Annotated in this window: 26 protein-coding genes and 1 pseudogene; 22 read left to right on the top strand and 5 right to left on the bottom strand. The window is 74.6% G+C overall.

The window, feature by feature from the left end; genetic code table 11:
• Positions 1 to 16: 16 nt before the first annotated feature.
• Positions 17 to 1,363 carry a M50 family metallopeptidase gene (locus tag ACI8AP_RS07780; protein ID WP_456588770.1) on the top strand — a complete coding sequence of 449 codons (1,347 nt, stop codon included), beginning with the start codon at positions 17 to 19 and terminating at the stop codon, positions 1,361 to 1,363.
• On the opposite strand, the gene ACI8AP_RS07775 is transcribed toward ACI8AP_RS07780, so the two are convergent.
• Positions 1,347 to 2,252: an EamA family transporter gene (locus tag ACI8AP_RS07775; protein ID WP_456588769.1), complete on the bottom strand. Its 906-nt coding sequence runs from the start codon at positions 2,250 to 2,252 to the stop codon at positions 1,347 to 1,349. The genes ACI8AP_RS07780 and ACI8AP_RS07775 overlap by 17 nt on opposite strands.
• Positions 2,253 to 2,325: 73 nt before the next feature.
• On the opposite strand from ACI8AP_RS07775, the gene ACI8AP_RS07770 reads away from it, so the two are divergent.
• From ACI8AP_RS07770 to ACI8AP_RS07755, 4 genes are all read left to right on the top strand, one after another.
• Positions 2,326 to 3,279 carry a LysR family transcriptional regulator gene (locus ACI8AP_RS07770; RefSeq protein ID WP_456588768.1) on the top strand — a complete coding sequence of 318 codons (954 nt, stop codon included), beginning with the start codon at positions 2,326 to 2,328 and terminating at the stop codon, positions 3,277 to 3,279.
• Between the two features lie 101 nt (positions 3,280 to 3,380).
• On the top strand, positions 3,381 to 4,541 hold the full coding sequence (gene ispG / locus ACI8AP_RS07765) for a flavodoxin-dependent (E)-4-hydroxy-3-methylbut-2-enyl-diphosphate synthase (RefSeq protein ID WP_456588767.1): 1,161 nt from the start codon (positions 3,381 to 3,383) through the stop codon (positions 4,539 to 4,541).
• Between the two features lie 3 nt (positions 4,542 to 4,544).
• Complete coding sequence (locus tag ACI8AP_RS07760) at positions 4,545 to 5,396, top strand: GNAT family N-acetyltransferase (protein WP_456588766.1); 852 nt, start codon at positions 4,545 to 4,547, stop codon at positions 5,394 to 5,396.
• A gap of 30 nt (positions 5,397 to 5,426) precedes the next feature.
• Complete coding sequence (locus ACI8AP_RS07755) at positions 5,427 to 7,319, top strand: penicillin-binding transpeptidase domain-containing protein (RefSeq protein WP_456588765.1); 1,893 nt, start codon at positions 5,427 to 5,429, stop codon at positions 7,317 to 7,319.
• Positions 7,320 to 7,373: 54 nt separating this feature from the next.
• Here the strand turns inward: ACI8AP_RS07755 and ACI8AP_RS07750 are convergent, their stop codons facing one another.
• Together ACI8AP_RS07750 and ACI8AP_RS07745 are read right to left on the bottom strand one after the other, a co-directional pair.
• Positions 7,374 to 7,835 carry a ferritin-like domain-containing protein gene (locus tag ACI8AP_RS07750; RefSeq protein ID WP_456588764.1) on the bottom strand — a complete coding sequence of 154 codons (462 nt, stop codon included), beginning with the start codon at positions 7,833 to 7,835 and terminating at the stop codon, positions 7,374 to 7,376.
• A 12-nt stretch (positions 7,836 to 7,847) separates the two neighbouring features.
• A complete protein-coding gene (locus ACI8AP_RS07745) occupies positions 7,848 to 8,336 on the bottom strand; it encodes a hypothetical protein (protein WP_456588763.1) in 489 nt (162 codons plus the stop codon).
• 290 nt (positions 8,337 to 8,626) lie between these two features.
• Between ACI8AP_RS07745 and rimP the strand changes: the two genes are divergently transcribed.
• The 12 genes and pseudogenes from rimP (at position 8,627) to larE (ending at position 19,232) form a co-directional block, all read left to right on the top strand.
• A complete protein-coding gene (gene rimP / locus ACI8AP_RS07740) occupies positions 8,627 to 9,268 on the top strand; it encodes a ribosome maturation factor RimP (RefSeq protein WP_456588762.1) in 642 nt (213 codons plus the stop codon).
• Entirely contained in the window at positions 9,265 to 10,416 is a 1,152-nt protein-coding gene (nusA, locus tag ACI8AP_RS07735; RefSeq protein ID WP_456588761.1) for a transcription termination factor NusA, read from the top strand. The genes rimP and nusA overlap by 4 nt, the downstream gene beginning before the upstream one ends.
• A gap of 8 nt (positions 10,417 to 10,424) precedes the next feature.
• Positions 10,425 to 10,805 (top strand): YlxR family protein, encoded by a 381-nt coding sequence (locus tag ACI8AP_RS07730; protein WP_456588760.1) that lies wholly within the window; start codon positions 10,425 to 10,427, stop codon positions 10,803 to 10,805.
• Between the two features lie 61 nt (positions 10,806 to 10,866).
• Positions 10,867 to 11,010 (top strand): annotated as a pseudogene (locus ACI8AP_RS07725) (translation initiation factor IF-2 N-terminal domain-containing protein); the annotation flags it as partial.
• A 942-nt stretch (positions 11,011 to 11,952) separates the two neighbouring features.
• Positions 11,953 to 13,788, top strand: a complete 1,836-nt coding sequence (gene infB / locus ACI8AP_RS07720) for a translation initiation factor IF-2 (protein ID WP_456588903.1) — start codon at positions 11,953 to 11,955, stop codon at positions 13,786 to 13,788.
• Positions 13,789 to 13,893: 105 nt separating this feature from the next.
• Complete coding sequence (locus ACI8AP_RS07715) at positions 13,894 to 14,187, top strand: DUF503 domain-containing protein (RefSeq protein WP_456588759.1); 294 nt, start codon at positions 13,894 to 13,896, stop codon at positions 14,185 to 14,187.
• A gap of 85 nt (positions 14,188 to 14,272) precedes the next feature.
• Positions 14,273 to 14,782 carry a 30S ribosome-binding factor RbfA gene (rbfA, locus tag ACI8AP_RS07710; RefSeq protein ID WP_456588758.1) on the top strand — a complete coding sequence of 170 codons (510 nt, stop codon included), beginning with the start codon at positions 14,273 to 14,275 and terminating at the stop codon, positions 14,780 to 14,782.
• Positions 14,779 to 15,021 carry a hypothetical protein gene (locus ACI8AP_RS07705; RefSeq protein WP_456588757.1) on the top strand — a complete coding sequence of 81 codons (243 nt, stop codon included), beginning with the start codon at positions 14,779 to 14,781 and terminating at the stop codon, positions 15,019 to 15,021. Before rbfA ends, ACI8AP_RS07705 begins: the two co-directional genes overlap by 4 nt.
• On the top strand, positions 15,018 to 16,070 hold the full coding sequence (locus tag ACI8AP_RS07700; protein ID WP_456588756.1) for a DHH family phosphoesterase: 1,053 nt from the start codon (positions 15,018 to 15,020) through the stop codon (positions 16,068 to 16,070). The genes ACI8AP_RS07705 and ACI8AP_RS07700 overlap by 4 nt, the downstream gene beginning before the upstream one ends.
• Positions 16,071 to 16,200: 130 nt before the next feature.
• Positions 16,201 to 17,460: an MATE family efflux transporter gene (locus ACI8AP_RS07695; RefSeq protein WP_456588755.1), complete on the top strand. Its 1,260-nt coding sequence runs from the start codon at positions 16,201 to 16,203 to the stop codon at positions 17,458 to 17,460.
• Entirely contained in the window at positions 17,457 to 18,374 is a 918-nt protein-coding gene (truB, locus tag ACI8AP_RS07690; protein WP_456588754.1) for a tRNA pseudouridine(55) synthase TruB, read from the top strand. The genes ACI8AP_RS07695 and truB overlap by 4 nt, the downstream gene beginning before the upstream one ends.
• 21 nt (positions 18,375 to 18,395) lie before the next feature.
• A complete protein-coding gene (gene larE, locus ACI8AP_RS07685; RefSeq protein WP_456588753.1) occupies positions 18,396 to 19,232 on the top strand; it encodes an ATP-dependent sacrificial sulfur transferase LarE in 837 nt (278 codons plus the stop codon).
• Here the strand turns inward: larE and larB are convergent.
• Positions 19,223 to 19,990, bottom strand: coding sequence for a nickel pincer cofactor biosynthesis protein LarB (gene larB / locus ACI8AP_RS07680; RefSeq protein WP_456588752.1), 768 nt, complete (start codon positions 19,988 to 19,990; stop codon positions 19,223 to 19,225). The two genes, larE and larB, sit on opposite strands and share 10 nt — an antisense overlap.
• Here larB and ACI8AP_RS07675 point away from each other — a divergent pair.
• A complete protein-coding gene (locus ACI8AP_RS07675; protein ID WP_456588751.1) occupies positions 19,971 to 20,309 on the top strand; it encodes an antibiotic biosynthesis monooxygenase family protein in 339 nt (112 codons plus the stop codon). The genes larB and ACI8AP_RS07675 overlap by 20 nt on opposite strands.
• Here the strand turns inward: ACI8AP_RS07675 and ACI8AP_RS07670 are convergent.
• Positions 20,287 to 21,072, bottom strand: a complete 786-nt coding sequence (locus ACI8AP_RS07670; RefSeq protein ID WP_456588750.1) for a CPBP family intramembrane glutamic endopeptidase — start codon at positions 21,070 to 21,072, stop codon at positions 20,287 to 20,289. The two genes, ACI8AP_RS07675 and ACI8AP_RS07670, sit on opposite strands and share 23 nt — an antisense overlap.
• A gap of 203 nt (positions 21,073 to 21,275) precedes the next feature.
• Between ACI8AP_RS07670 and ACI8AP_RS07665 the strand changes: the two genes are divergently transcribed.
• From ACI8AP_RS07665 to ACI8AP_RS07650, 4 genes are all read left to right on the top strand, one after another.
• Entirely contained in the window at positions 21,276 to 22,415 is a 1,140-nt protein-coding gene (locus ACI8AP_RS07665; RefSeq protein ID WP_456588749.1) for a branched-chain amino acid aminotransferase, read from the top strand.
• Between the two features lie 20 nt (positions 22,416 to 22,435).
• Positions 22,436 to 23,398, top strand: coding sequence for a bifunctional riboflavin kinase/FAD synthetase (locus ACI8AP_RS07660; RefSeq protein WP_456588748.1), 963 nt, complete (start codon positions 22,436 to 22,438; stop codon positions 23,396 to 23,398).
• Between the two features lie 127 nt (positions 23,399 to 23,525).
• A complete protein-coding gene (gene rpsO / locus ACI8AP_RS07655; RefSeq protein ID WP_113812701.1) occupies positions 23,526 to 23,795 on the top strand; it encodes a 30S ribosomal protein S15 in 270 nt (89 codons plus the stop codon).
• 273 nt (positions 23,796 to 24,068) lie between these two features.
• Positions 24,069 to 26,333, top strand: a complete 2,265-nt coding sequence (locus ACI8AP_RS07650) for a polyribonucleotide nucleotidyltransferase (protein ID WP_456588747.1) — start codon at positions 24,069 to 24,071, stop codon at positions 26,331 to 26,333.
• Positions 26,334 to 26,459 lie beyond the last annotated feature (126 nt).

Genomic DNA, 26,459 nt, shown 5'->3' with positions numbered 1-26,459 from the left:
GATCCTGCTGACGGTCGTGGGGATCGTCCTGTTCGCCCTCGGGCTGATGTTCTCCATCGCCTTCCACGAGGCGGGCCACTTCTGGTGGGCGCGGAAGTTCGGCATGCGGGTGCCGCAGTTCATGGTGGGCTTCGGCCCCACCGTGTTCTCCCGGCGCCGCGGCGAGACCGAGTACGGCGTCAAGGCCATCCCGCTGGGCGGCTACATCCGCATCGTCGGCATGATCCCGCCGGCCGAGGAGGGCGAGAGCAAGCGGGCCACCCGCATGCGCAGCTTCATCGCCGAGGTGCGGGGGCAGGCGCTCAACGACGTGCGGCCCTCGGACGGCGACCGCGTCTTCTGGAAGAAGCCGTGGTGGCAGCGGGTCATCGTCATGTTCGCCGGCCCCTTCCACAACCTGGTGCTCGCCGTCGTCCTCTTCACGGTCGTGCTGGTCGGCTTCGGCATCCCGGAGATCACCACGACGATCCGCCAGGTGCCCGAGTGCGTCCTGCCGGCGGGCGCTGCCACCGCCACGGCCGAGGACCCCTGCTCGATCCCGATCACGCCGGCGGGGGAACGCTGCGAGGCCGGGGCGGCCGACTGCTCCCTGCCGCCGCGCAGCCCCGCCGTCCGGGCCGGGCTCCAGCCCGGTGACACGGTGGTCGCCCTGGACGGGGAGCCGGTTCCCCGGGAGACCGACGTCGGCTGGGAGCAGGTGCAGGAGACGATCCGGGCCAATGCGGGTGAGCCGGTCGTCTTCACCGTCGAGCGCGACGGGGAACGCGTGGACCTCACCGTCACCCCGATCCAGAACCTCGTCTACGCCGACGAGGACGGCGAGACGACCCAGACCGTCGGGTTCGTCGGGATCAGCCCCCTCCAGCGAGAGGTGCGCCAGTCCTTCGCCGAGGTGCCCGGCCACTTCGGCGACATCCTGGTCCGGTCGGTCGACCGGCTGGTCGAGATCCCCGAACGGGTGCCGCAGCTGTTCCGCGCCGCCTTTCTGGGCGAGGAGCGCGACCCGCTGGGGCCGATCGGGGTCGTGGGCGTCAGCCGCATCTCCGGCGAGGTCTTCGCGCTGGAGCAGTTGTCCCCGGTGCAGAAGATCGGGTACTTCATCCAGCTGCTGGCCGGGTTGAACCTGGTGCTGTTCCTGTTCAACCTGCTGCCGATCTACCCGCTCGACGGCGGGCACGTCGCCGGAGCGCTGTACGAGAAGGCGCGATCGGTCGTCGCACGGCTGCGTGGCAAGCCCGACCCGGGTCCCTTCGACATCGCCCGGCTGATGCCGGTCGCCTACGCCGTCGCCGGGCTCTTCCTGGGGCTGTCCCTGCTGCTGCTCATCGCCGACGTGGTCAACCCGGTCAGGCTGGCTGGGTGACCGGCGCGGCCGGTGCCGCGGTGCGGCGGACCGGCCGGGAGGCGATCAGGACGCCGCCCACCACGAACCCGCCGGCGACGAGCTCCACCGGGTCGAGGATCTCGCCGAAGGCCAGCCACGACGCGAGGACGCCGACCACCGGCACGAGCATGGAGAACGGTGCCACCACGTTCGACGGGTGGCGCGACAGCAACGTGTTCCAGATGCCGTAGCCGATGAGCGTCGCCACCACGACGACGTAGAGCAGGCCGAGCACCGACGGCAGCGCCTCGGCCGTGACCGCGGTCGACAGCGAACGCAGGATGCGGTCCGGTCCCTCGACGAGCAGCGCCAGGGCCAGCATCGGCAGGGGTGGGATCGCCGCCGTCCAGAGCGTGAGGTGCAGGGCGTTCGGGGCCTGGGCCCGCCGACTGCAGACGTTGCCGATCGCCCAGCCCAGCGCGCCGCAGAGGGTGAGGACCACGGGCAGCCAGGCGGCCGTCTGCGCCCGGTGGACCGCGATCGCGGCGAGGCCGAGGACGGCGATACCGACCCCGGCGAGCTGCCGCGCGGACAGTCGCTCGTGCAGCCAGAAGCCGGCGATGAGCACGGTGAAGGGTGCCGACGCCTGCAGCACCAGGGAGGCCAGCCCGCTCGGCATGCCGGCGGCCATCCCGGCGTAGAGGAAGGCGAACTGCAGGATCCCGATGCCCACCGCCACCCCGATCAGCCAGCGGAGGGGAACGGGAGGGCGGGGGATGAGCAGGACCGCGGGCAGGCCCACGAGGGCGAAGCGCAGGGCGACCATGAACAGCGGCGGGAACTGCTCGAGCGCCAGGGCGGTGGCCGGGAAGTTCAACCCCCAGCACACCGCGACGAGGCAGGCGAGGAGGCGGTCGCGGAGAGGCACGCCAGAAAGCGTGCGTCTCCGCTTCGATGAAGGACAAGCACGAAGTCGTGAACGGTCCCTGTAGGTTCACTACATGAACGACGCCCCGGGCCTGTGGGACCGGGTCGACCCCGCGCAGCTCCTCCTCCTGCGCGAGCTGGCCGAGCACGGGTCGGTGACCGCCGCCGCTCGCTCCACCGGGCGGACGCCGTCGGCGGTGTCCCAGCAGCTGAAGGTGCTGCAGCGACGGGTGGGCGTGCCTCTGGTCGAGCGGCTCGGCCGGGGCGTCCGCCTGACCGACGCCGGCAGGGCGCTGGTCGGCATCGCCACCGGCGTCGCCACCGCGCTGGCCGTCGCCGAGGCGGACTGGGCCGGTTACCGCGGCGGCGCCGGCGGGACGGTCCGCCTCGCGGTCTTCCACTCCGCCGGCGAGCTGCTGGTCCCCGGGCTGCTCGACCGGCTGGCCGCGGTTCCGCAGATCGCCCTCGAGACGTATGACGAGGACGTGTCGCAGGACGGCTTCGCGGCGCTCACCGCGGGCTACGACATCGTGGTCGCGCACCGGTCCGACGACGTGGTGCCCCCGGACCGGGCGGGTACCGAGGTCCGGCTGCTCCTGCGGGAGCCGCTGGACGTCGCCCTGCCCCTGGACCACCCGCTGGCCCGGCGGGCCCGCGTGAGCCCGCTCGACGTGATCGGCGAGCAGTGGATCGCGCCCCCGGCCGAGTTCCCGATCGACCGGGTGCTGACGGCGATCGCCGCGCGGGCGGGGCGACCGGTGCACGTCGTGCGCCGGACCACGCACCTGCCCCTGATGGAGAAGCTGGTCGCCCGGGGGCACGGCATCGCACTGCTGCCGCGGCACACGACCCGGGAGCGGGCCGAGGGGCGGCTGGCGCTGGTGCCCCTGGCCGACCTCCGCGCCGGGCGGATCGTCGAGGCGCTGGCGCGCCCGGACAAGGCCGCCCGGCGCGCGGTGCGGACGGTGCTCGGCGAGCTCGTGGCGGAGGCGGAGCCCTACCGGGACCGCGACGCCGGCCGCGCCTGACCGGTCGGCGGGCGCGGCGCCGCGCGGTCGTCGTCGTCCAGCCCGACCGACGTCACAGCAGCGCCACCAGCATCGATCGCGCCGCGGGGGATACTGGCCCCATGGCGATCCCCGTGGGCCTCGGCATGCCCGCTGCTCCTCCGCCCGTCCTGGCCCCGCGCCGGAAGACCCGCCAGTTGATGGTCGGTGGCGTGGGCGTGGGCAGCGACCACCCGGTCAGCGTGCAGTCGATGTGCACGACCAAGACCGCCGACATCAACGCGACCCTCCAGCAGATCGCCGAGCTCACCGCGTCGGGGTGCCAGATCGTGCGGGTCGCCGTGCCCGACACCGACGACGTCGAGGCGCTGCCGATCATCGCGAAGAAGTCGCAGATCCCGGTGATCGCCGACATCCACTTCCAGCCGCGCTACGTGTTCGCCGCGATCGACGCCGGCTGCGCCGCCGTCCGCGTCAACCCGGGCAACATCAAGAAGTTCGACGACAAGGTCGGCGAGATCGCGAAGGCCGCGAAGGGCGCCGGCGTCCCGATCCGGATCGGCGTGAACGCCGGGTCGCTGGACAAGCGGCTGCTCGCCAAGTACGGCAAGGCCACGCCCGAGGCGCTGGTCGAGTCGGCGCTGTGGGAGTGCTCGCTGTTCGAGGAGCACGACTTCCGCGACATCAAGATCTCGGTCAAGCACAACGACCCGGTGGTCATGGTCCGCGCCTACGAACTGCTGGCCGCCCAGTGCGACTACCCGCTGCACCTGGGCGTCACCGAGGCCGGCCCCGCCTTCCAGGGGACGATCAAGTCCGCCGTCGCCTTCGGGGCGCTGCTGAGCCAGGGCATCGGCGACACCATCCGCGTCTCGCTCTCCGCGCCGCCGGCCGAGGAGGTCAAGGTCGGCAACCAGATCCTGGAGTCGCTGAACCTCAAGCAGCGCGGGCTGGAGATCGTCAGCTGCCCGTCCTGCGGCCGGGCCCAGGTCGACGTCTACAAGCTCGCGAACGAGGTCACCGCCGGCCTGGAGGGCATGGAGGTGCCGTTGCGCGTCGCCGTCATGGGGTGCGTCGTCAACGGTCCGGGTGAGGCGCGCGAGGCCGACCTGGGTGTGGCGTCGGGCAACGGCAAGGGCCAGATCTTCGTCAAGGGGGAGGTCGTCAAGACCGTGCCGGAGTCCCAGATCGTCGAGACCCTCATCGAGGAGGCCATGCGGATCGCCGGGGAGCACGTCGACGCCGGCGAGCCTTCCGGGCCGCCGGTCGTCACCGTCAGCTGACCCGTGCTCCGAACGCCCAGCGCCCGCGTCCTCGACGAGGCCGACGAGCCGGCGGTGCACCGGCTGCTGGCCACCGACCCGGTTGCTGCCTGCGTGCTCGCGGGACGGGTCGAGGTCGCGGGGACGGCGGCGCCCGCCCTCGGAGCCCCGCTCTGGGGCATCGGCAGTGGCCGCGAGCTGGACGCGGTGTGCCTGGCCGGCGCCAACCTCGTCCCGTTCGCCCGGCCCGGGGCCGAGCGGCCCGCCGCCGTCGCCTTCGCCGAGCGGGCCCGCCGGGCCGGGCGCCGCTGCTCCACGATCGTGGGCCCGTCGGCCGCCGTGGCACCGCTGTGGGAGCTGCTCGAGCCCTCCTGGGGCCCGGCCCGCGACCACCGGCCCCGGCAGCCGCTGCTGGCGATCGACGGCCCGCCCGCCGTCGCGCCCGAGCCCCGGGTGCGGCCGGTGCGCCCGGACGAACTCGAGGTCCTGCTGCCGGCGGCCGTCGCGATGTTCACCGAGGAGGTCGGGGTCAGCCCGCTCCGGGTCGACGGGGGCGCCGGGTACCGGGCGCGGGTCGACGAGCTGGTCCGGGCCGGCCAGTCGCTGGCGTGGATCGAGGACGGGCGCGTGCTGTTCAAGGCGGAGATCGGCGCGGTCTGCCGGGCCGCCTGCCAGGTGCAGGGCGTGTGGGTCGCGCCGACCCTGCGCGGCCGGGGGATCGGCACGGCCTGCACCGCAGCGGTGGTCGAGTACGCCCGAGCCGCCATCGCGCCGGTCGTCAGCCTGTACGTCAACGACTACAACACCCGGGCCCGCGCGTCCTACCGTCGGGTGGGGTTCCGCGAGGTCGGCGAGTACGCGAGCGTCCTCTTCTGAGCCGTCTCATTCGTCTGACAATCTGTGACCGTGTCGACACGACGACGTCTCGCTCTCCCGGCCGCTCTGATCGTGCTGACCGGCCCGGTGCTGGCCGGCTGCTCGGGCAACAGCGAGGACGACGTGCGGGCCGCGGCCCAGGCGTTTCTCGAGGACTGGGCGGCGGGCGACGTCCCTGCGGCGGCCGACGCGACCACCGATCCGGACGCCGCGGCGGCGCTGCTCGCGCAGACGGCCGACGACCTGCCCGGCGCCGAGCTGGCCACCGAGGTCGGCGAGGTGACCGTCGACGACGGCTCGGCCACCGTCGGCTGGACCGCGACCTGGGACCTGGCAGCGGCACCGGAGTGGAGCTACGAGGCCACCTTGCGGCTGCGGGAGGGCGACGACGCCTGGGAGGTGGTCGCCGAGCCCGCGATGGTGCACCCCGAGCTGGCGGAGGGTCAGCACCTCGAGCTCGACCGCACCCTGCCCGATCGTGCGCCGATCACCGATGCGACCGGTGCCCCGCTGTTCACCCCCACCGAGGTGGTCAACGTGGGCGTCGACCCGGCCCGCGTCATCGACCTGCCGTCGCTGGCGTCGGCGCTCGGGGCGGCCACCGGCATCGACCCCCAGGAGATCGTCGCGGACGTCCAGGCGGCGCCGGAGGGTCAGTTCGTGCCGGTGATCTCCCTGCGCCGCCCCGACTTCGAGGAGATCCGCGCGCAGGTGTTCGACCTGCCCGGTGCGGTCTTCCCCACCGAGACCCGTCTGCTCGCCCCGACGGCGCGGTTCGCCTCGGCCCTGCTCGGCCGGGTGGGGCCGGCGACCGCGGAGATCATCGAGGAGACCTCGGTGGACGGGCAGCCGCGGTACGCCGCCGGTGACCAGCTCGGCTTGTCCGGGCTGCAGCGGGCGTACCAGGACCAGCTCACCGGCACACCCGGGTTCACCGTGTCGGTGGTCAGCACCGACGAGGCGACCGGTGATGCAGGCCGGGAGATCGCCTCGGTGGCCCCGGTCGCCGGGGAGCCGGTGCAAATCCCCCTGGTGCCGGAGATCCAGAACGCCGCCGACGCCGCCGTGGCGGGGGAGTCCCGCCCCACCCACCTGGTGGCCGTCCGCCCCGGCACGGGCGAGATCCTCGCTGTCTCCTCGAACGAGGCGGCGGACCCGAGCAACGCCCTGCGCGGCCAGTTCCCGCCCGGATCGAGCATGAAGACGATGACGGCCACCGCCCTGCTGACGGCGGGTGGCCTGACCCCGGAGACGCCGGTCGCCTGCCCGGCCACGACCACGGTGGAGGGGCGGGAGTTCGAGAACCAGGACCAGTTCGACCTGGGCACCGTCCCCTTCACCGAGGCCTTCGCCCAGTCGTGCAACACGACCTTCATCCAGCAGGCCCTCGAGCTGCCGGACCCGGCGCTCGCCGAGGCGGCGGCGGCCTACGGCGTGGGCACCGACTGGGAGCTGCCGGTCGACATCTTCGGCGGCAGCGTCCCGCGTGACAGCACGGGCACGGGCAAGGCGGCCGACGCGATCGGCCAGGGCCGGGTGCTGATGAGCCCGGCCCAGATGGCCCTCGTCATGGCCGGTGTCGCCGGGGGCACGCCGGTGGCGCCGGTCGAGGTGGTCGGCGCCGAGGCGGCGGGGCCGGTTCCGGCCGGGCCATCGGCCGCGGTCCTCGACGCGCTGCGGCCGATGATGCGAGCGGTCGTGCTGTCGGGGACCGCTCAGGCCCTGGCCGACCGGGGCGAGGTCCACGGCAAGACCGGCACCGCGGAGTACGGCACGAAGACGCCGCCGGACTCCCACGGCTGGTTCGCCGGGTACCAGGTCGCCGGACCGGCCGGTGACATCGCCTTCGCCGTGCTCGTCGAGGGCGGGCAGTCCAGCAGCGCCGCGGTCGCGGTCACCGACGCGTTCCTCGGCGCACTCTGAGCGTCGCGGCGTCCGGATCCCGCCTCGCGCCGGGGGAGTGAGGGCGGGGGCCTGCTACCGGGGTGGCAGCCCGGGGAGGGCGCGCGTCACGGGCGTCTGGCCCGCAGCCTCCCGCCAGCCGACCGCCCGCACCTCCGCGGCGCTGAGCACCTCCATCGCCAGCGTGCGCGTGGTCCGCTCCTCGGCCCGGTCCAGGACCCGCACCCAGGCGGCGGTGACGCCCTCCTCCAGCACCGCGGCGAGGGCGGCGGCGTCCACCGCCGAGAGCACCGGGAAGGGCAGCGCGTAGCCGGCCTCGGGCAGCACGGGATCCGTGCCGCGCCCGTCGAGCAGGGTGATCAGCTGGTCCCGCACGTCGCGGTGCCCGGCCTCGGCGGTCGCGGCGGCCGCCCGGCCGCCCGCACCCAGCGCCGCCCCGACCACGCCGTATCCCCACACGGCGGCGTGCTCGGCGGCCAGCGCGGCGTTCAGGGCGTCGTCCTCGGGGGAGGGGCCGGTGGTCTCGTCGTCAGCCATGGCCGATCTTCCTCACGCCAGTCGTGCCTCGTGACCGCGCAGTCCCGCGGCGATGGAGCCCAGCAGCGCCGCCCGCCCTCCGGTCTGGCCCAGGGCGGCGGCGGCGTGGGAGGTGGCGGCGACGGCGACCTGCGCCCGCAGCCAGGCCTGCCCCTCGCCGGCCGGGGGCGTGTCCGGTGGCGGGGTGGCCGACGGGCTGCTGCCCGGGGTGGCCGCGCGGAGGCGGTCGAGCTGCTCGCCGGCCTGGGTCGCCAGGTTCCCGGCGGCAGCGGCGAGTGCGGGGTCGGCGTCGAAGGCCAGCTCGTACGCCCGGACGAGGGTCTCCTGGACGCCGACCTGCGCCGCCAGCTCGTCGGCCTGCGCGCTGGTCACGGTGTCGCGTTCCTCGACCGGCGGCGAGGAGGTGCAGCCGGCGGCCACCACGGCGACGCCGGCGGCGGACGCCACCAGGAGGGTCCGACGGGTGAACGCCCGCCGACCGGGACGAGGGGTGCCAGACATCGCCGTCCATCCTCGCAGCTCGACCGCACCGGCAGCCGGTCGCGCGGTCGGGCGGGCGCGCCGCGTCGTCGGGACGTCCACCGCGTCACCCTGCCCCCGTGCGCCCCAGTGGGCGCAGGGTCCGGCCGGAGCGGTCCGGTCGCCCCGCGCCGGGCCGCCGTCCCGGGGTGGGCGGTAACCTGAGCTCTTCCCCTCGACACCGGGCCCGGCCAGCGACGCAGGTCCGCGGCGCCGGGCCGCAGAACTGCGCGCACGGCACCGTGCCGCCGACCGAGCCTGAGGAGGCCAGCGTGTCCGCCTCTCGCGGAACCCAGCGGAGCGACCCCGCCACCGACCGGCTGACCGCCTGGATCCGCCCGGTCGTCACCGAGGCCGGGTACGACCTGGAGGAGCTCGTCGTCACCCCCGCCGGCCGGCGCAGCGTCGTCCGCGTGGTCGTCGACCGCGACGCCGGTGTCACCCTCGACGACATCGCCGAGGTGAGCCGGGCGGTCTCCGACGTGCTCGACCGCAACGACGACGGGATGGGCCGCACGCCCTACGTCCTCGAGGTGACCAGTCCGGGGGTCGACCGGCCGCTCACCGAGCCGCGCCACTGGCGCCGGAACACCGGTCGGCTGGTGGTGGTGGGGGTGGGCCCCGCCGGGGCCGTCGAGCAGCTCACCGGACGGATCACCGCGGTGGACGGCGACGGCGTGACCCTGGCGGTCGAGGCCAAGGGGAAGCCGGGGGCGAAGAAGCGGCCCCCGCAGCCGCGCCAGGTGCCGTGGGCGGAGCTCGGGGCGGGGCGGGTGCAGGTCGAGTTCGGCCGCGCCGACTCCCCCGACGACACCCCCGAGGACATCACCGACGACACCGCGGAGCACGACGCCGCCGAGCTCGACGACCTGGACCAGGCCGGGCTCGCGGACGACGACGGAGGAGAGAAGTGAACATCGATGTCACCGCGCTGAAGGCGGTGGAGCGGGAGAAGGGCATCCCGGTCGACACGGTCATCGAGGCGCTCGAGACGGCCCTGGTCACCGCCTACCGGCACGCCGACGGGGCGGCGAAGCACGTGCGCGTGCACGTGGACCGCAAGAGCGGCGAGGTCGCCGTCCTCGCCCAGGAGATCGGCGCCGACGGCGAGGTCGTGCGCGAGTGGGACGACACCCCGTCGGACTTCGGCCGGATCGCGGCCAGCACCGCCAAGCAGGTCATCGTCCAGCGGCTGCGCGACGCCGAACACGAGCAGACCTTCGGCGAGTACGCCGGCAAGGAAGGCGACATCGTCAGCGGCATCGTCCAGGCCGACCAGCGGCGCAACGCCAGCGGCATCGTGATGATCGACATCGGCAAGGTCGAGGCCGTGCTCCCCTCCGCCGAGCAGGTTCCGGGGGAGACCTACACCCACGGCAACCGGATCAAGGCCTACGTGGTGGCGGTCTCCCGCACCTTCCGCGGCCCGCAGGTGACGGTGTCGCGAACGCACCCGAACCTGGTCCGCAAGCTGTTCGCCCTCGAGGTCCCGGAGATCGCCGACGGCAGCGTCGAGATCGTCGCCGTCGCGCGCGAGGCGGGGCACCGCTCGAAGATCGCCGTCCGCACCGCGGTGCCCGGGCTGAATGCCAAGGGGGCCTGCATCGGCCCCATGGGGCAGCGGGTGCGCAACGTGATGAGCGAGCTGCACGGCGAGAAGATCGACATCGTCGACTGGTCGGACGACCCGGCGGACTTCGTCGCCTCGGCGCTCAGCCCGGCCCGGGTGAGCAGCGCCCGCCTCGTCGACCCTCAGGCGAAGGCGGTGCGCGTCGTCGTCCCCGACTACCAGCTGTCGCTGGCCATCGGCAAGGAGGGGCAGAACGCCCGCCTGGCCGCCCGGCTGACCGGCTGCCGGATCGACATCCGCAGCGACGCCCAGGCCGACGACGCCGACGCATCCCCCTCTCCGGGGGTGGGCCGCCCGCCGCTGCGGTCCGGGTTGCCACCCCACCCGGGCGGGGGGCGTGGCGGGGCGCCCGGGGCCCGATCGCAGGCTCCCGCGGGGGGTTCCCGCTCGGCTCCCCGCCGCGCGGAACAACGCGGACCGGCCACGCGCTAGAGTTGAGGATGGCCGAAACGTCGACTCCGGTCCGCACCTGCGTGGGGTGCCGGAAGCGGACGTCGGTCACCGACCTGCTGCGCGTCGTCGTCGTGGCCGGGGACCTCGTCCCCGATCCGCGGCGGCGCCTCCCCGGTCGTGGTGCCTCGCTGCACCCGACCGCGGAGTGCCTGCGCGCAGCGGAGCGACGCCGGGCCTTCCAGCGGGCGCTGCGATGCAGCACACCGCCGGGGGCCGGCCCGCTCCGGGCTCACGTCCTGGGTGCCTCCGCGGAGGCCACCGGGGCCGGGTCGGGGGAGGACAGCAGTACCCAGTCGGGTCGGCACCAGGCCGGTCCGCACGTCGACAGGACACCGTCGGATGACTCAGCCGTGAAGTTCTCACGATGACCATGCGCCACTAACGACGAGGTCGAGCGGGCAAGCCGCCGGCCTCACCAAGAGGAGACCCGTGCCAGGCAAAGCCCGCGTACACGAACTCGCCAAGGAGTTCGGTGTCGACAGCAAGACCGTGCTCGCCAAGCTCAAGGAGCAGGGCGAGTTCGTGAAGTCCGCGTCCTCGACCGTCGAGGCCCCCGTGGCCCGACGGCTCCGCGAGGCGCTCGGCGCCGCCACCGGTGGCGGCAACGGCGGGGCAGCCCCGCGTCCGAGCGCCCCCGCTCCCACGCCGGCCGCGCCCACGGCTCCGGCCGCGGCGCCTGCTCCGCAGGCTCCGGCCCCGCAGGCCCCGCAGGCCCCGGCGGCGTCGGCGCCGGCGCGCCCGGCCGCTCCCGGACCGCGCCCGGGTCCGCGTCCCGCGGCGCCCGCTCCGCAGCCTCCGGCCCAGGCCCCGGCGCCCCAGGCTCCGGCGCCCCAGGCTCCGGCGGCCCAGGCTCCGGCGGCCCCGCCGCAGCAGCCGTCGGCCCCGCGTCCCGGAGCCCCCCGCCCGGCCCCGGCCGGCGGATCTGCGCCCGGTGGTCCGCGTCCCGGTCCCCGGCCGGCCCCGCGTCCGGGCAACAACCCCTTCAGCAGCGCCCCCCGCCCGGCCCCCGCGGCCGGCGGCCCGCGCCCCGGCCCCACAGCCGGCGGTCCCCGTCCTGCGCCCAGCGCCGGCGGTCCCCGTCCTGCGCCCGGTGCCGGCGGTCCCCGTCCGGCCGGGCCCGGCGGGCCGCGTCCCGGCCCCGGTGCCGGTGGCCCGCGTCCCGCGGCCGGTCCGGGCGGTCCGCGCCCGAACCCGGGCATGATGCCGCAGCGCCCGTCGCCCGGCATGATGCCGCCGCGGCCGGCCGGCGGCGGCCGTCCCGGTGGTGGCCCCGGAGGTGCGGGTCGTGGCCGTCCGGGTGGTCCCGGTGGCGGCGGTGGCTTCCGTCCCGGCGGCGGTGGCGGTGCCCCGGGTGCCGGCGCGCCCGCCGGCGGTGGCTTCCGTGGCGGCGGTGGCCGTGGTCGCGGTCGCGGTGGCTCGGGTGCCGGTACGGCCGGTGCCTTCGGGCGTCCCGGTGGCCGGGGTCCGGTCCGCGGGCGCAAGAGCAAGAAGCAGCGGCGTCAGGAGTTCGACTCCATGGCGGCGCCCAGCATGGGCGGTGTCAGCCTGCCGCGCGGCAACGGGCAGACCGTCCGGCTGCCCCGCGGCGCCTCGCTGACCGATCTGGCCGAGCGCATCAACGCCCAGCCCGCCGCGCTGGTCACGGCGCTGTTCCACCTGGGCGAGATGGTTACCGCCACCCAGTCGGTGAACGAGGACACCCTGCAGCTGCTGGGTGCCGAGATCGGCTGGAACATCCAGGTCGTCAGCCCCGAGGACGAGGACCGCGAGCTGCTCGAGACCTTCGACCTCACCTTCGGTGACGAGGAGGGCGACGAGGAGGACTGGTCGCCCCGTCCGCCGGTGGTGACCGTCATGGGTCACGTCGACCACGGGAAGACCAAGCTGCTCGACGCCCTGCGCAACACCAACGTGGTGGCGCGCGAGGCCGGCGGCATCACCCAGCACATCGGCGCCTACCAGATCGTCACCGAGCTCGACGGCAACGAGCGGCCGGTCACCTTCATCGACACCCCGGGTCACGAGTCGTTCACCGCGATGCGTGCCCGTGGCGCGAAGGCCACCGACATCGTCGTCCTGGTGGTCGCGGCCGACGACGGCGTCATGCCGCAGACGGTCGAGGCGCTCAACCACGCGCAGGCCGCCGAGGTGCCGATCGTGGTCGCGGTGAACAAGGTGGACAAGGAGGGGGCCAACCCCGCCAAGATCCGCCAGCAGCTCACCGAGTACGGCCTGGTCGCCGAGGAGTACGGCGGCGAGACGATGTTCGTCGACGTCTCGGCGATCACCCGGCAGGGTCTCGACGACCTGCTCGCGGCGATCCTGCTGACCGCCGACGCCTCGCTGGACCTGCGCGCGAACACCGAGCAGGACCCGCAGGGTGTGGTCATCGAGGGCAAGCTGGACAAGGGCCGCGGCCCCGTCGCCACGGTGCTCGTCCAGCGCGGCACGCTGCGCCAGGGCGACTCGATCGTGGCCGGCGACGCCTACGGTCGCGTCCGGTCGCTGCTCGACGAGCACGGCAACAAGCTGAAGGAGGCCCTGCCGGCCCGCCCCGTGCAGGTCGTCGGGCTCACCTCGGTGCCCCGCGCCGGTGACACCTTCCTCGTCGTCGACGAGGACCGCGTCGCCCGGCAGATCGCCGACCGCCGCCAGGCCCGCATCCGCAATGCGCAGAACGCCTCGATGCGCAAGCGGATCAGCCTGGAGGACCTGGACGCGGCGCTCAAGGAGAACCGTCAGCTCAACCTGATCATCAAGGGCGACAACTCGGGCACCGTCGAGGCGCTCGAAGAGGCGCTGATGAAGATCGAGGTCGACGACGAGATTTCGCTGCGGGTCATCCACCGCGGCGTCGGTGGGATCACCAAGAGCGACATCGACCTGGCGCTGGCCGACGACGTCATCGTCCTGGGCTTCAACGTCCGGGCCGAGGGCCAGGCCACCGAGCTCGCCAACCGCGAAGGGGTGGACGTCCGGTACTACACGGTCATCTACCAGGCGATCGACGAGATCGAGGCCGCGCTCAAGGGCATGCTCAAGCCGGTCTACGAGGAGGTCCAGCTCGGTACGGCGGAGGTCCGCGAGGTCTTCCGGGTGCCGAGGATCGGCAACGTCGCCGGTTCGCTGGTCCGCAGCGGCACGATCGTCCGCAACTCGAAGGCGCGGCTCATCCGCGACGGTGCCGTGGTCGCCGACAACCTGACGGTGGAGTCCCTCCGCCGCTTCAAGGACGACGCGACCGAGGTCCGCGAGGGTTTCGAGTGCGGTATCGGCCTGGGGTCGTTCAACGACATCAAGGTCGACGACGTGATCGAGACCTTCGAGATGCGCGAGAAGCCGCGCGAGTAAGTCGAAGGACCCCCGTGCCCCCCACCACTCGCAGGCTCGTGGCGGGGCCCAGCACGAGGGCCGGCCCAGTTCGTCGCCAGCAGCAGGTCGTCGGGAGGTGATCCGGTGTTCACCGGGTCACTGACCGCCGACCTGCTGCTGGGCGACGTCCACTCGCTCAAGGGCAAGCGATCGGTCGTGCGACCGATCGTGGCCGAACTGCGCCGCCGCTTCGCCGTCGCCGCCGCCGAGGTGGGCGACCAGGACCTGCACCGTCGGGTGCAGGTCGCGGTCGCCACCGTGGCGGGGGAGGCAGCCCAGGTCACCGACGTGCTGGACGCCTGCGAACGGTTGCTGGCCGAGCGGCCGGAGGTGACGCTGCTGTCCACGCACCGGCAGCTGTTCAGCGACACCGACTAGAAGGACCCCCTCGCCCCCCACCGCTCGCAGGCTCGCGGCGGGGCCCTGCGAGGGGGCCGTTCCATCCACGCACCAGGAGGTCCCGATGGCCGATCCGGCCCGCGCCCGCAAGCTCGCGGTGCGCATCCGACAGATCGTCTCCGCCGCGATCGAGTCCCAGATCAAGGACCCCCGCCTGGGCATGGTGACCGTCACCGACGCCCGGGTGACCAGCGACCTCCGCGAGGCCACGGTCTTCTACACCGTGTACGGCGACGAGACCCAGGTCGCCGACTCGGCCAAGGCGCTGAGCAGTGCGACCGGTGTGCTGCGCTCCACCGTGGGACGGCAGACCGGGATCAAGTTCGTCCCCTCGCTGACCTTCGTCGCCGACATCGTGCCCGACACCGCGCGTGAGCTCGAGGAAGCGCTCGAGCGGGCGCGGCACGCCGATGCGGAGCTGGCCCGCGCCCGTGAGGGCGCCAGCTACGCCGGCGAGCCGGACCCCTACCGGAAGCCGGTGGAGGACGCGGACGACGACGAGGACGACATGGTGGCGTCCGACCCCGTCGACGACGGATCCGAGGACGCCGCCGACACGAGGAGTGCGCAGTGACCGAGAACGACCCCGACCCGTACGAGCCCGACGAGGGCCACGGCACATCGGTGCTGGGCGGTGCACCCGTGCCGGACACCGGCGACCCGACCGACGGCGGAAAGCGCGGCCAGATCGGCGAGGCGCCCAGCATCGCGGCCGACGAGCCCGACGACGGCGGCCCCGGCTACCCGGTGGGCGGGGGCGACATCACCGAGCACCAGGGCGGCCGCGTGGCCGACCCCGATCCGGGCGCGTGACCGCCGTCCCCGACGAGCGCTCCGCCGCGGATCTGGCGGACGCGACCCGGTCGGCGACCGCGGTACTGGCCGAGGCCGCGCGATCGCGTGCGACCGTCGTGCTGTCCGGCCACGTGCAGCCCGACGCCGATGCGCTGGGCAGTTGCCTCGCGCTCGCCGAGGCGTTGCGCCGGCGCGGCGCCCGGGTGCTCGCCACCTTCCCCGGTCCGTTCACGCTGCCCGCCTCGCTCGGGTGGATCCCCGGCGCCGAGGGGCTGGTGCCGTCCGCCGACGTGCCGTCCTCCCCGGACGTCTTCGTCGCCCTGGACGTGGCCTCCCCGGGACGGCTGGGGGAGCTGGCCCCGCTGCTGGACCGTGCCGGGACCTCCGTGGTCGTCGACCACCACGCGAGCAACCCGGGATTCGGCCGGGTCCGCCTGGTGGACCCGGCCGCACCGGCGACGGTCACGCTGGTGGCCGACCTGCTCGACGGCCTCGGTATTGCGCTGGACGACCGACTGGCGACCTGCCTGTACGCCGGCCTGGCCGCCGACACCGGCTCCTTCCGGTTCGGCAGCACCCGCCCCGAGACCCACGAGCTCGCCGCGCGCCTGCTCGCCACGGGGATCGACCACGCGGCGATCAGCCGCCGCCTCTTCGACACCGCGCCGTTCAGCTGGCTCGGGCTGCTCTCGGTCGTCGCGGGCCGGGCGGTCCTGGAACCGGGGGTCGGCGCCGGACTGGTCTGGACCTGGTCGAGCACCGCGGAGGCCGGCGAGCACGGCCTGCCCGGCGAGCAGCTCGAGGCGCTGGTCGACGTCGTCCGCGCCACCGAGGAGGCCGACGTGGCCTGCGTGCTCAAGGGGCAGGACGACGGGTCCTGGTCGGTGTCGCTCCGCTCCCGCGGCCGGACCGACGTCGCCCGTGTGGCGATGGCGCTGGGCGGTGGCGGGCACCGGGCCGCCGCGGGGTACACCTCCTCCCTCGATCGCGAGAAGACCATCGAGGCCCTGCGTCGTGAGCTGGACGCGGTGTCGGCCTCCGGCCTCCCCCCGCGACCAGGTGCCTAGAAGGACCGAGCCCCCCACGCCTCGCACGCCCGGCGCGGGCCCCCGCACCGAGGCCGATCGGGGCGCTGAGCGGGACCCGGCGCGGCTCCCGTCGCGCCCGGCGTCCGTCCTCTCCCTCGCCCTGCCGGCGTTGGTCGTCCTCGCTGCCGAGCCGCTGTACCTCCTCGTGGACACCGCCGTGGTCGGCAACCTCGGGACGGTCGCGCTGGGCGGCCTGGCCGTCGGGGGTGGCCTGCTGGCGTGGGCGGCCGCGCTCTTGAACTTCCTGGCCTACGGCACCACCGCGCGGGCCGCCCGCCGGGCCGGGGCCGGCGACCGGGCCGGCGCCGTCGAGGAGGGCGTGCAGGCGACGTGGTTGGCCGTCGGTCTGGGCCTGCTCGTGCTGGCCCTCTTCCAGGCGCTGGCCGGTCCGCTGACCCGGGCGCTGGCCGGCGGCGCGGGCCCGGTCGCCGAGGCGGGGGAGCAGTGGCTGCGGGTCGCCTCGCTCGGTGCCCCGCTGCTGCTGGTCTCGCTGGCCGGCAACGGGTGGCTCCGCGGCGTGCAGGAGCTGCGCCGACCGGTGCGCTACGTCGTCGCGGGGAGCCTGCTCAGCCTCGTCCTGTGCCCGCTGCTGGTGCACCCAGCGGGGCTGGGCCTGGTCGGCTCCGCCGTGGCCAACGTGGTCGGGCAGGCGCTCACCGCGGCGCTGTTCGTGCGGGCGCTGCTGCGCGAGGGGGCGGCCTGGCGGGCGCGGCCCGCCGCGATCGTGCGCCAGCTGGTCATCGGCCGGGACCTGCTGCTGCGGGCGGCGGTGCTGCAGCTGTCGTTCCTCGTCGCCGCCGGCGTGGCCGCCCGGGCCGGGACCGCCGCCCTGGGCGCCCACCAGATCGCGCTCCAGCTCTTCTTCTTCCTCGCGCTGGTGCTCGACGCCTACGCGATCGCCGCGCAGACCCTGGTCGGGCAGGCGCTCGGCGGCGGGCGTCCCGACGACGCCCGGGCGACCGCGCGCCGGGTCGCCGTCTGGGGGCTGGTCACCGGCTGCCTCGTGGCCGCCGCGCTGGTCGCGCTGCGCGGGGTGCTGCCGCCGCTGTTCACCGACGACCCGGCGGTGCTCGCGCAGGCCGCCGTCGTCTGGTGGTTCCTCGCCGGCTTCCAGCCGCTGGCCGGCGTGGTGTTCGCCCTGGACGGCGTCCTGATGGGCGCCGGGGATGTCGGCTACCTGCGCACCGTCACGATCGCGGCCGCCCTGGTCGGCTTCCTGCCGCTGTCGCTGTTCGCCGCCCCGCTGGGCCTGGGGCTGGCCGGCATCTGGACCGGTCTCACGCTGTTCATCGGGCTGCGGCTGCTCGCCGTGCTGGTGCGGGTGGCGGGTGACCGCTGGCTGCGGGCACCTGAGACGGTTGCCGGGTGAGCCCGAGACGCCCCGACGCCGACGTACCGCCCGGTCTGCTGCTGGTGGACAAGCCCGGCGGCATGACCTCCCACGACGTCGTCGCGCGCGCCCGGCGCGCCCTGTCGGTGCGCAAGGTCGGCCACGCCGGGACCCTGGACCCCATGGCCACCGGCCTGCTGGTGCTGGGTGTCGGCACCGCGACCCGGCTGCTCGGGTACGTCGGCGGCCACGACAAGACCTACGAGGCCACGATCCGCCTGGGGCAGGCCACCGTCACCGACGACCGCGAGGGGGAGCTGCTGAGCTCCGCCTCGACCGCCCACGTGCCGGACGACGCCGTCCGCGCGGCCCTGGCGGCGCAGACCGGGCCGCTGCGGCAGGTGCCGTCGACGGTGAGCGCGGTCAAGGTCGACGGCCGCCGGTCCTACGACCGGGTGCGCGCGGGGGAGGAGGTCGTCCTCGAGCCCCGCGCGGTCACGGTGCACCGCCTCGAGGTGCACCGGATCGCCCGGCCGGAGCCGGACCTGGTCGACGCCGACGTCACCGTCGAGTGCACCGCCGGCACCTACATCCGGGCCATCGCGCGCGACGCCGGGGCGGCGCTGGGCGTCGGCGGCCACCTGACCGCGCTGCGCCGCACCGCCTCCGGCCCGTTCACCGTCGCGCAGGCGGGCACGGTGGAGGAGTCCGCCGCCTCCCTGGTGGCCGGCGGCGGCCCCGGGTTCCTGGGGCTCACCGAGGCGGCCCGGCTGGTCTTCCCCGAGCGCGCGCTCGCCGCCGAGGAGGCGCGGGCGCTGGGGTACGGGCAGCGCATCCCGGCCACCGGGGCCGCCGGGTTGCACGCCGCCGTGGACCCCGACGGCCGCCTGGCGGCGCTGGTCGAGGACGCCGGCCGCACCGCCCGCGTCGTCGTCGGCTTCCCGCCGGCCTGAGCCGGTGGCAGCCTGGCGGCCGTGACCCTCGACGCCCGGCTGGCCGACCTCGACGCGCAGCTCCGCCCGCTGCCCGGGGTGGTCGTCGCGTTCTCCGGGGGCGTGGACTCGGGGGTGCTCCTCGCCGCCGCGGTGCGTGCGCTGGGCCCGGGGCGGGTGGTCGCGGCCACGGCCGTCTCGCCGAGCCTGCCCACGGCCGAGATGGCCGGCGCCGGGGAGTTCGCCTCGTCGCTCGGCGTCCGGCACGAGCGGCCGCGCACCGACGAGCTCTCCCGCGCCGGGTACCGCGCCAACGCCGGCGACCGGTGCGCCTTCTGCAAGTCCGAGCTGGTCGACGTCCTGATGCCGCTGGCGGCGCGGCTGGGCATCGCCGACGTCGTCACCGGGACGAACGCCGACGACGTCGTGGCCGGCTTCCGGCCGGGGATCCGGGCTGCCGCCGAACGCGGTGCCTGGGCGCCGCTGGCGCGGGCGGGCCTCACCAAGGACGACGTCCGCGCCGCCGCCCGGCGCTGGGGTCTGCCGCTGGCCGGGAAGCCCGCCGCCGCATGCCTGGCCAGCCGGATCGCCTACGGCGTGCCGGTGAGCGCCGAGGCCCTGGCCCGGGTCGAGCGCGCGGAGGTGGCGCTGCGCTCGGCCCTCGCGAGTGCGGGTCTGCCGGTGCGCGACCTGCGCGTGCGCGACCTGGGGGACGACGTCGCCCGGGTCGAGGTGGACGCCGCGCTGGTGGACGAGGTCGCCGCCCGGGTGGACCTGCCCACCGCCGTCCCCGGCTTCGGCCGGGTGGAGCTCGATCCCCGGGGCTTCCGGTCGGGCGCGATGAACGAGCTGCTGCCCGACCCCGTCCGCTACCGCTGAGCCGAGCGCACGATCCGGGCGGCGGCCACCCCGGCGCCGAACCCGTTGTCGATGTTCACGACGAGCACCCCGGGGGCGCAGGCGGTGAGCATGGTGAGCAGCGCTGCCAGCCCCTCGAACGCCGCGCCGTAGCCCACCGAGGTGGGGACGGCGACGACGAGGCGGTCGGTCAGGCCGGCGACCACGCTGGGCAGCGCGCCGTCCATCCCGGCGGCGACGACGATCGCGTCGGCCGCCGCCAGGTCCGGCGCGACCGCCAGCACCCGGTGCACGCCGGCCACCCCGACGTCGTCCACCCGCCGGTATCCCACGCCGCACGCGCGCAGGGTGGCGGCCACCTCCGCGGCCACCGGGCCGTCGGAGGTGCCCGCCGTGAGGACCAGCACCTCGCCGACCGGGGACGGCGGAGTCCCCACGAACGCGCACCGCGCCTCCTCGTCGACCACCGCGTCGGGCCAGCGCTCGCGGATCGCCTCGGCCGTGGCGTCGTCGACCCGGCTCGCCCAGGCGAACGCCGCCGGTGACCCCTCGAGCAGGCCGGCGAGGCAGGCGACCGTCTGCGCTGGGGTCTTGCCGGCCGCGTACACCACCTCGGGGGTGCCGGTGCGGGCCTCGCGGTCGAGGTCGAGGCGGGCGAAGCCCAGGTCCGTGGTGCGGGGTGCGCTCACCTGCGCCAGCGTGCCGCACGGGCGGGTGGCCGTGGGGTTGGCGGCCGCGCCGACCGGGAAGGGGACGACCATGAGCGTCGTCAAGATCAACGCGATCACCGTGCCGAAGGACAAGCAGGAGCGCTTCGAGGAGCGGTTCCGCGGGCGTGCCGGAGCCGTGGAGAGCACCCCGGGCTTCGAGTGGTTCGAGCTCCTGCGGCCGGTCGAGGGCACCGACCAGTACCTGGTCTACACGCGGTGGAGCAGCGTCGAGGCGTACGAGGCATGGCAGTCCAGCCAGGACTTCGACCGCGCCCACGACGGCGGCGGCGACACCCTCGCCTCGGCCGCCCCGCACTCGGCGCACGTGTGGACCTACGAGGTGCTGGAGTACGCCGGGCCGAAGGTCAACCAGGACCACCAGGCCTGACCGTCGCGGACCCGGACGCCGGCCGTCCCGGAACCGGGTCGGCCGGCCGGCCGCGCAGCAGGAGGATCCCGTAGGCCAGCAGGCCGGCGTGCGCCGCCACGTACCAGCCGGTGGGCGCCTCCTGCCCGAGCACCGACGTGACATCGGTGGCCGCGTGCACCAGCACCAGCGGCCACAGCCAGGTGAAACGGGCCTGGAAGGCGGCGAGGGCGAAACCGTAGACGCCGGACAGGACGACGTTCACCGCGACGTCGGCGAGGGCGCGGTCGCCGGTGACCAGGTGCGAGAGGTGCTGGGTGCCGAAGAGGGCAGCGGTGACCAGGACGGCGACCCCGACCGGGAGGTCGCGCCGCAGCCTGGAGAGCACCACGCCCCGGCTGATCAGCTCCTCGTTGACACCGACCAGCAGCAGGGTCAGCAGCCAGAGCGGAAGCCCCGGTGCCCGGACGGTGATGCCTCCGGGCAGCGCCCACAGCGCCGCCTCCGCCACCAGGGGGAGGAGGGACAGCAGCGCCAGACGGGAGGGCAGCAGGCGGAGCAGGCCGGTCGAGCGCCACAGCCGCATCCGGGTGACCAGCGCGACGGCGTACACGGTGCAGGCGACGTTCGCCGCCAGCCCCAGGTACCAGCTGGAGATCCCGGCCAGCGGCCCGAGCGCGAGGGTGGCCAGGATGACCACCAGGCGGGCCGCGTGCACGGCGATCCCGAACCCGACGGCGCGAAGCGCCCCGGACGCGGGGGTCCGCGCGGGATCCCCGCCCATCCACCGGAGCCTAGGGCGGCCGGGTGTCCCCCGGGCGACGTCCGGGTGACCGGGCGCCGCCCCTGGGGTGGCCGCCGATCGTCGCGTGGTCGCGGGCGCCGGGGGTGCTTCGCCGTCGGCTCCCGCGCGGGCGCGGGCTAGGGTGAGCCCGCGGATCCGGCGCTCGCCGCTCCGTCCGAACACCCGCCCGTCAGGTAGGAGCCATGACCGAGACGCTCGCCGACAGCCGTACCTCGTCCCGGACGTTCGTCGAGGGCGTGCCGGTGGTCGTGGAGGACGTGCAGCGCCGCCCCACGGCCGAGCGCGAGGAGCTGCTGGCGGACCCCGGGTTCGGCCGCTACTTCACCGACCACATGTTCGTGGCCCGCTACCAGGCCGGCCGCGGGTGGTACGACGCCCGGCTCACCCGGTACGGCCCGCTGCCGATGGACCCGGGCACGGCCGCCCTGCACTACGCGCAGTCGATCTTCGAAGGGCTCAAGGCCTACGCCCAGCCCGACGGCAGCGTGGCCACCTTCCGGCCGGAGGCCAACGCCGCGCGCTTCGTCCGCAGCGCCGAGCGGCTGGCGATGCCGCCGGTGCCCGAGGAGGCGTTCCTCGCCGCCGTCGACGCGCTCGTGGACGCCGATCGCGAGTGGGTGCCGACCGGGCCCGACCAGACGCTGTACCTGCGTCCGTACCAGCTGGCCAGCGAGTCCTTCCTCGGTGTCCGCCCGGCGCACGAGTACCTCTTCCTGGTCATCGCCAGCCCGGCCGGCGCCTACTTCCCGCGCGGCGTGCACCCGGTCTCGGTCTTCGTCTCCGAGGACTACGTGAGGGCCGCGCCCGGCGGAACCGGCGACGTCAAGTGCGCCGGCAACTACGCCGCGAGCCTCCGCCCCCAGCAGCAGGCCGGCGAGCTGGGCTGCGACCAGGTCGTCTACCTCGACGCCGTGGAGCGGCGCTACATCGAGGAGCTGGGCGGGATGAACCTCTTCTTCGTCCTGGGCTCCGGCGAGGACGCCGAGCTGGTCACCCCCGAGCTCTCCGGCACGCTCCTGCCGGGCATCACCCGCGACTCGCTGATCACCGTCGCCCGGGAGCTCGGGCACCGGGTGACCGAGCGCAAGGTGACCCTCGACGAGTGGCGCAGCGGCGCGCTCGACGGCTCGATCACCGAGACCTTCGCCTGCGGGACGGCCGCGGTCATCACCCCCGTCGGCGAGGTCAAGGCGCGGACCGGTGACTTCACCGTGGGCGACGGCGAGCCCGGCCCGCTGACCATGCGGCTGCGGGAGACCCTCCTGGACATCCAGCACGGGCGGGTGGCCGACACCCACGGCTGGCTGCACCGGGTCTCCTGATCGCGGCTGGAGGCGGTCGCATGCTGCGCTGGCGGGGGCTGGAGGCCACCCCGGGGGACCTCGGGCGGACCGTGGTCACCGTCGGCATGTACGACGGCGTCCACCGCGGGCACCAGGAGCTGATCGGGGCCGCCGTCGCGCGCGCCCGGGCGATGCGCCGTCCGTGCCTGCTGCTGACCTTCGACCCGCACCCGGCCGAGGTCGTCCGGCCGGGTTCGCACCCCGCGATCCTCACGTCGCTGGACCGGAAGGCGGAGCTGGTCGCGGAGCTCGGGGTGGACGCGATGTGCGTGCTGCCCTTCACCCCGGAGTTCATGAAGCTCCCGCCGGAGACGTTCACCCACACGGTGCTCGTCGAGCGGCTGCACGCGGCCCAGGTCGTCGTGGGGGAGAACTTCACCTACGGCCACCGCGCCGCCGGCACGGTGGCGTCGCTGACCGCGGAGGGACGGCGCTTCGGGTTCGCGGTCGAGGGCATGGCCCTGGCGCAGGACGCGTCGGAGGACGGTGAGGTGACCATCTCCTCGACCTACATCCGCGCCTGCGTCGCCGCCGGGGACATGGTGCCGGCGGCCCGCGCGCTGGGCCGGCCGCACCGGGTGGACGGCGTCGTGGTGCGTGGTGACCGCCGCGGGCGGGACCTCGGTTACCCGACGGCCAACGTGGAGACGCCCCCGTACACGGCGATCCCCGCCGACGGTGTCTACGCCGGCCACCTCGTGACCCGTGACCCGCGCAGCGGTGCCAGCCGCGACCGGTTCCCCGCGGCCATCTCGGTCGGGACCAACCCGACGTTCCAGGGCAGCCGCCGCACCGTCGAGGCCTACGTGCTCGACTACGACGGCGACCTCTACGGCGAGCACGTCGGCGTCGAGTTCGCCCACCGGCTCCGGCCGATGGCCGCCTTCCCCGACGTCGACGGATTGCTCGCCGCCATGGCGCAGGACGTGGCCGACACCCGGCGTCTGCTCGGGCTCCGCTGACGCGGGACCCGGTCCTCGCCCGGGCGGTGTGTAAGGTTGGCAGCAACGTCGGGTGACCGACGTGTGTGTTCACCTGCCCTCGTGAGTCGGACCGAGGGCCACACGTGACCCGCCCAGGAGGCGAACCATGGCGCTCGACAGCGCGACCAAGCAGCAGATCATGACCGACTACGCGACGGTCGAGAAGGACACCGGTTCGCCCGAGGTGCAGGTCGCGATGCTGACCCGCCGGATCAGCGACCTGACCGAGCACCTGAAGATGCACAAGCACGACCACCACAGCCGGCGGGGCCTGCTCCTGCTGGTCGGCCGCCGCCGTCGGCTGCTGAACTACCTGGCGAAGACCGACATCAACCGCTACCGGTCGCTGATCGAGCGGCTCGGCCTGCGCCGCTAGCACGTCGAGGGGACCGCTCCGGATCACCGGGTCGGTCCCCTCTCTCGTGCGGCAACCGCCGCACGGGACAGGCGGGACCTCCGTCGGCCGCCCGCACAGGGCCGGTCCTCGGTAGTGGCCCCCGGGAGGAGTGGCCGGACCCCGGACGGGGAACGGCACGGCCCGAGGGCTTCGATCGAGCACCGGTCGCCCCGGGCGCAGACGGCGAACGCTCGCCGTAAGAGGAGTCGCGAACCGGTACGAGGCCGGCGCGACGAGACGAGAGAAGGACAGATGTCCGCACCCACCACCAGCGGCCCCATCGCCGCCGAGTTCGACCCCGAGGACGGGGTCACCACCGCCACCGCGGTGATCGACAACGGCGCATTCGGCAGCCGTTCGATCACCTTCGAGACCGGCCGGCTCGCGCGTCAGGCCGCCGGCTCCGTCGTCGTCACCATGGGCGACACCATGCTGCTGTCGGCCACCACGGCCGGGCGCCAGCCCAAGGAGCAGTTCGACTTCTTCCCGCTGACGGTCGACGTCGAGGAGCGGATGTACGCCGCCGGGCGCATCCCCGGCTCGTTCTTCCGCCGCGAGGGCCGGCCGTCGGAGGACGCGATCCTCACCTGCCGGCTGATCGACCGCCCGCTGCGCCCGACGTTCGCCAAGGGCCTGCGCAACGAGGTCCAGGTCGTCATCACCGTCCTGTCGCTGGACCCGGCGCACCTCTACGACGTGCTGGCGATCAACGGCGCCTCGGCGTCCACCCAGCTCTCCGGGCTGCCGTTCTCCGGCCCGGTCGGCGGCTGCCGCGTCGCGCTGATCAACGGCCAGTGGGTCGGCTTCCCGACGCACGCCGAGCTCGAGGACGCCGTCTTCGACATGGTCGTGGCCGGTCGGGTCCTCCCGGACGGCGACGTCGCGATCATGATGGTCGAGGCCGAGGCCACCGAGAAGACGGTCCAGCTGGTCGCCGGCGGCGCGCCCGCCCCGACCGAGGAGGTCGTGGCGCAGGGCCTCGAGGCGGCCAAGCCGTTCATCAAGGCGCTGTGCGACGCGCAGTCCGCGCTCGCCGACAAGGCCGCCAAGCCCGCCGCGGAGTTCCCGCGCTTCCTCGACTACCAGGACGACGTCTACGCCGCCGTCGAGGCGCAGGTCGGCGACAAGCTGGCCCAGGTCCAGCAGATCGCCGGCAAGCAGGAGCGCGAGGACGCGACCGACGCGCTCAAGGACGAGGTCAAGGCCGCGCTGGCCGGTCAGTTCGAGGGCCGGGAGAAGGAGATCTCCGGTGCCTTCCGCGCGCTGACCAAGAAGGTCGTCCGGCAGCGCATCCTGCGCGACAAGGTGCGCATCGACGGTCGTGGACTCACCGACATCCGGCCGCTGTCGGCCGAGGTCGAGGTCGTGCCCCGCGTGCACGGCTCCGCGCTGTTCGAGCGCGGCGAGACCCAGATCCTGGGGATCACCACGCTCAACATGCTGCGCATGGAGCAGCAGCTGGACACCCTCTCGCCGGTGGACCGCAAGCGCTACATGCACAACTACAACTTCCCGCCGTACTCCACGGGTGAGACCGGCCGCGTGGGTTCGCCCAAGCGCCGCGAGATCGGCCACGGCGCACTCGCCGAGCGCGCGCTGCTGCCGGTGCTGCCCGACCGCGAGGAGTTCCCCTACGCGATCCGTCAGGTGTCGGAGGCGCTGGGCTCCAACGGCTCCACCTCGATGGGCTCGGTCTGCGCCTCGACGCTGGCCCTGCTCAACGCCGGTGTGCCGCTGAAGGCTCCGGTCGCCGGCATCGCCATGGGCCTGGTCTCCGACGAGGTCGACGGGAAGACCGAGTACGTCGCGCTCACCGACATCCTCGGTGCGGAGGACGCCTTCGGTGACATGGACTTCAAGGTCGCCGGCACCCGCGACTTCGTGACCGCGCTGCAGCTGGACACCAAGCTCGACGGCATCCCCTCCGACGTCCTCGCCGGCGCGCTCACCCAGGCGCGTGCGGCCCGCCTGCACATCCTCGACGTGATGAACGAGGCCATCGACGCGCCGGACGAGATGAGCCCGTACGCGCCGCGGGTCACCACGGTGCGCATCCCGGTCGACAAGATCGGTGCGGTCATCGGCCCCAAGGGGCAGATGATCAACGCCATCCAGGACGAGACCGGCGCCGACATCACCATCGAGGACGACGGCACGATCTACGTCGGGGCCTCCGACGGTCCCTCGGCGCAGGCCGCGGTGGACCGGATCAACGCCATCGCCAACCCGCAGATGCCGAAGGTCGGCGAGCGCTTCCTCGGCACGGTCGTCAAGACCACGCCGTTCGGTGCCTTCGTCTCCCTGCTCCCGGGCAAGGACGGGCTGGTCCACATCAGCAAGCTCGGTGGCGGCAAGCGCATCGGCAAGGTCGAGGACGTCGCCAACGTCGGCGACAAGCTGCAGGTCGAGATCACCGACATCGACGCCCGCGGCAAGATCAGCCTCGCGCCGGTCGCCGCCGACGGTGCCGACACGCCCGCCGAGGCTCCGGCCGACGCCGCCCCTGCGGGTGAGTGACCACGACTGATCTGATCCGGGCCGGGGGGGGGGGGGGGGGGGGGGGGGGGGGGGGGGGGGGGGGGGGGGGGGGGGGGGGGGGGGGGGGGGGGGGGGGGGGGGGGGGGGGGGGCGGCGCCGCGCGGG

The organism is Blastococcus sp. SYSU DS1021, assembly GCF_054050995.1.
Note: the sequence above shows the minus strand (reverse complement) of the source record. Positions and strands in the feature narration are given on the sequence as shown.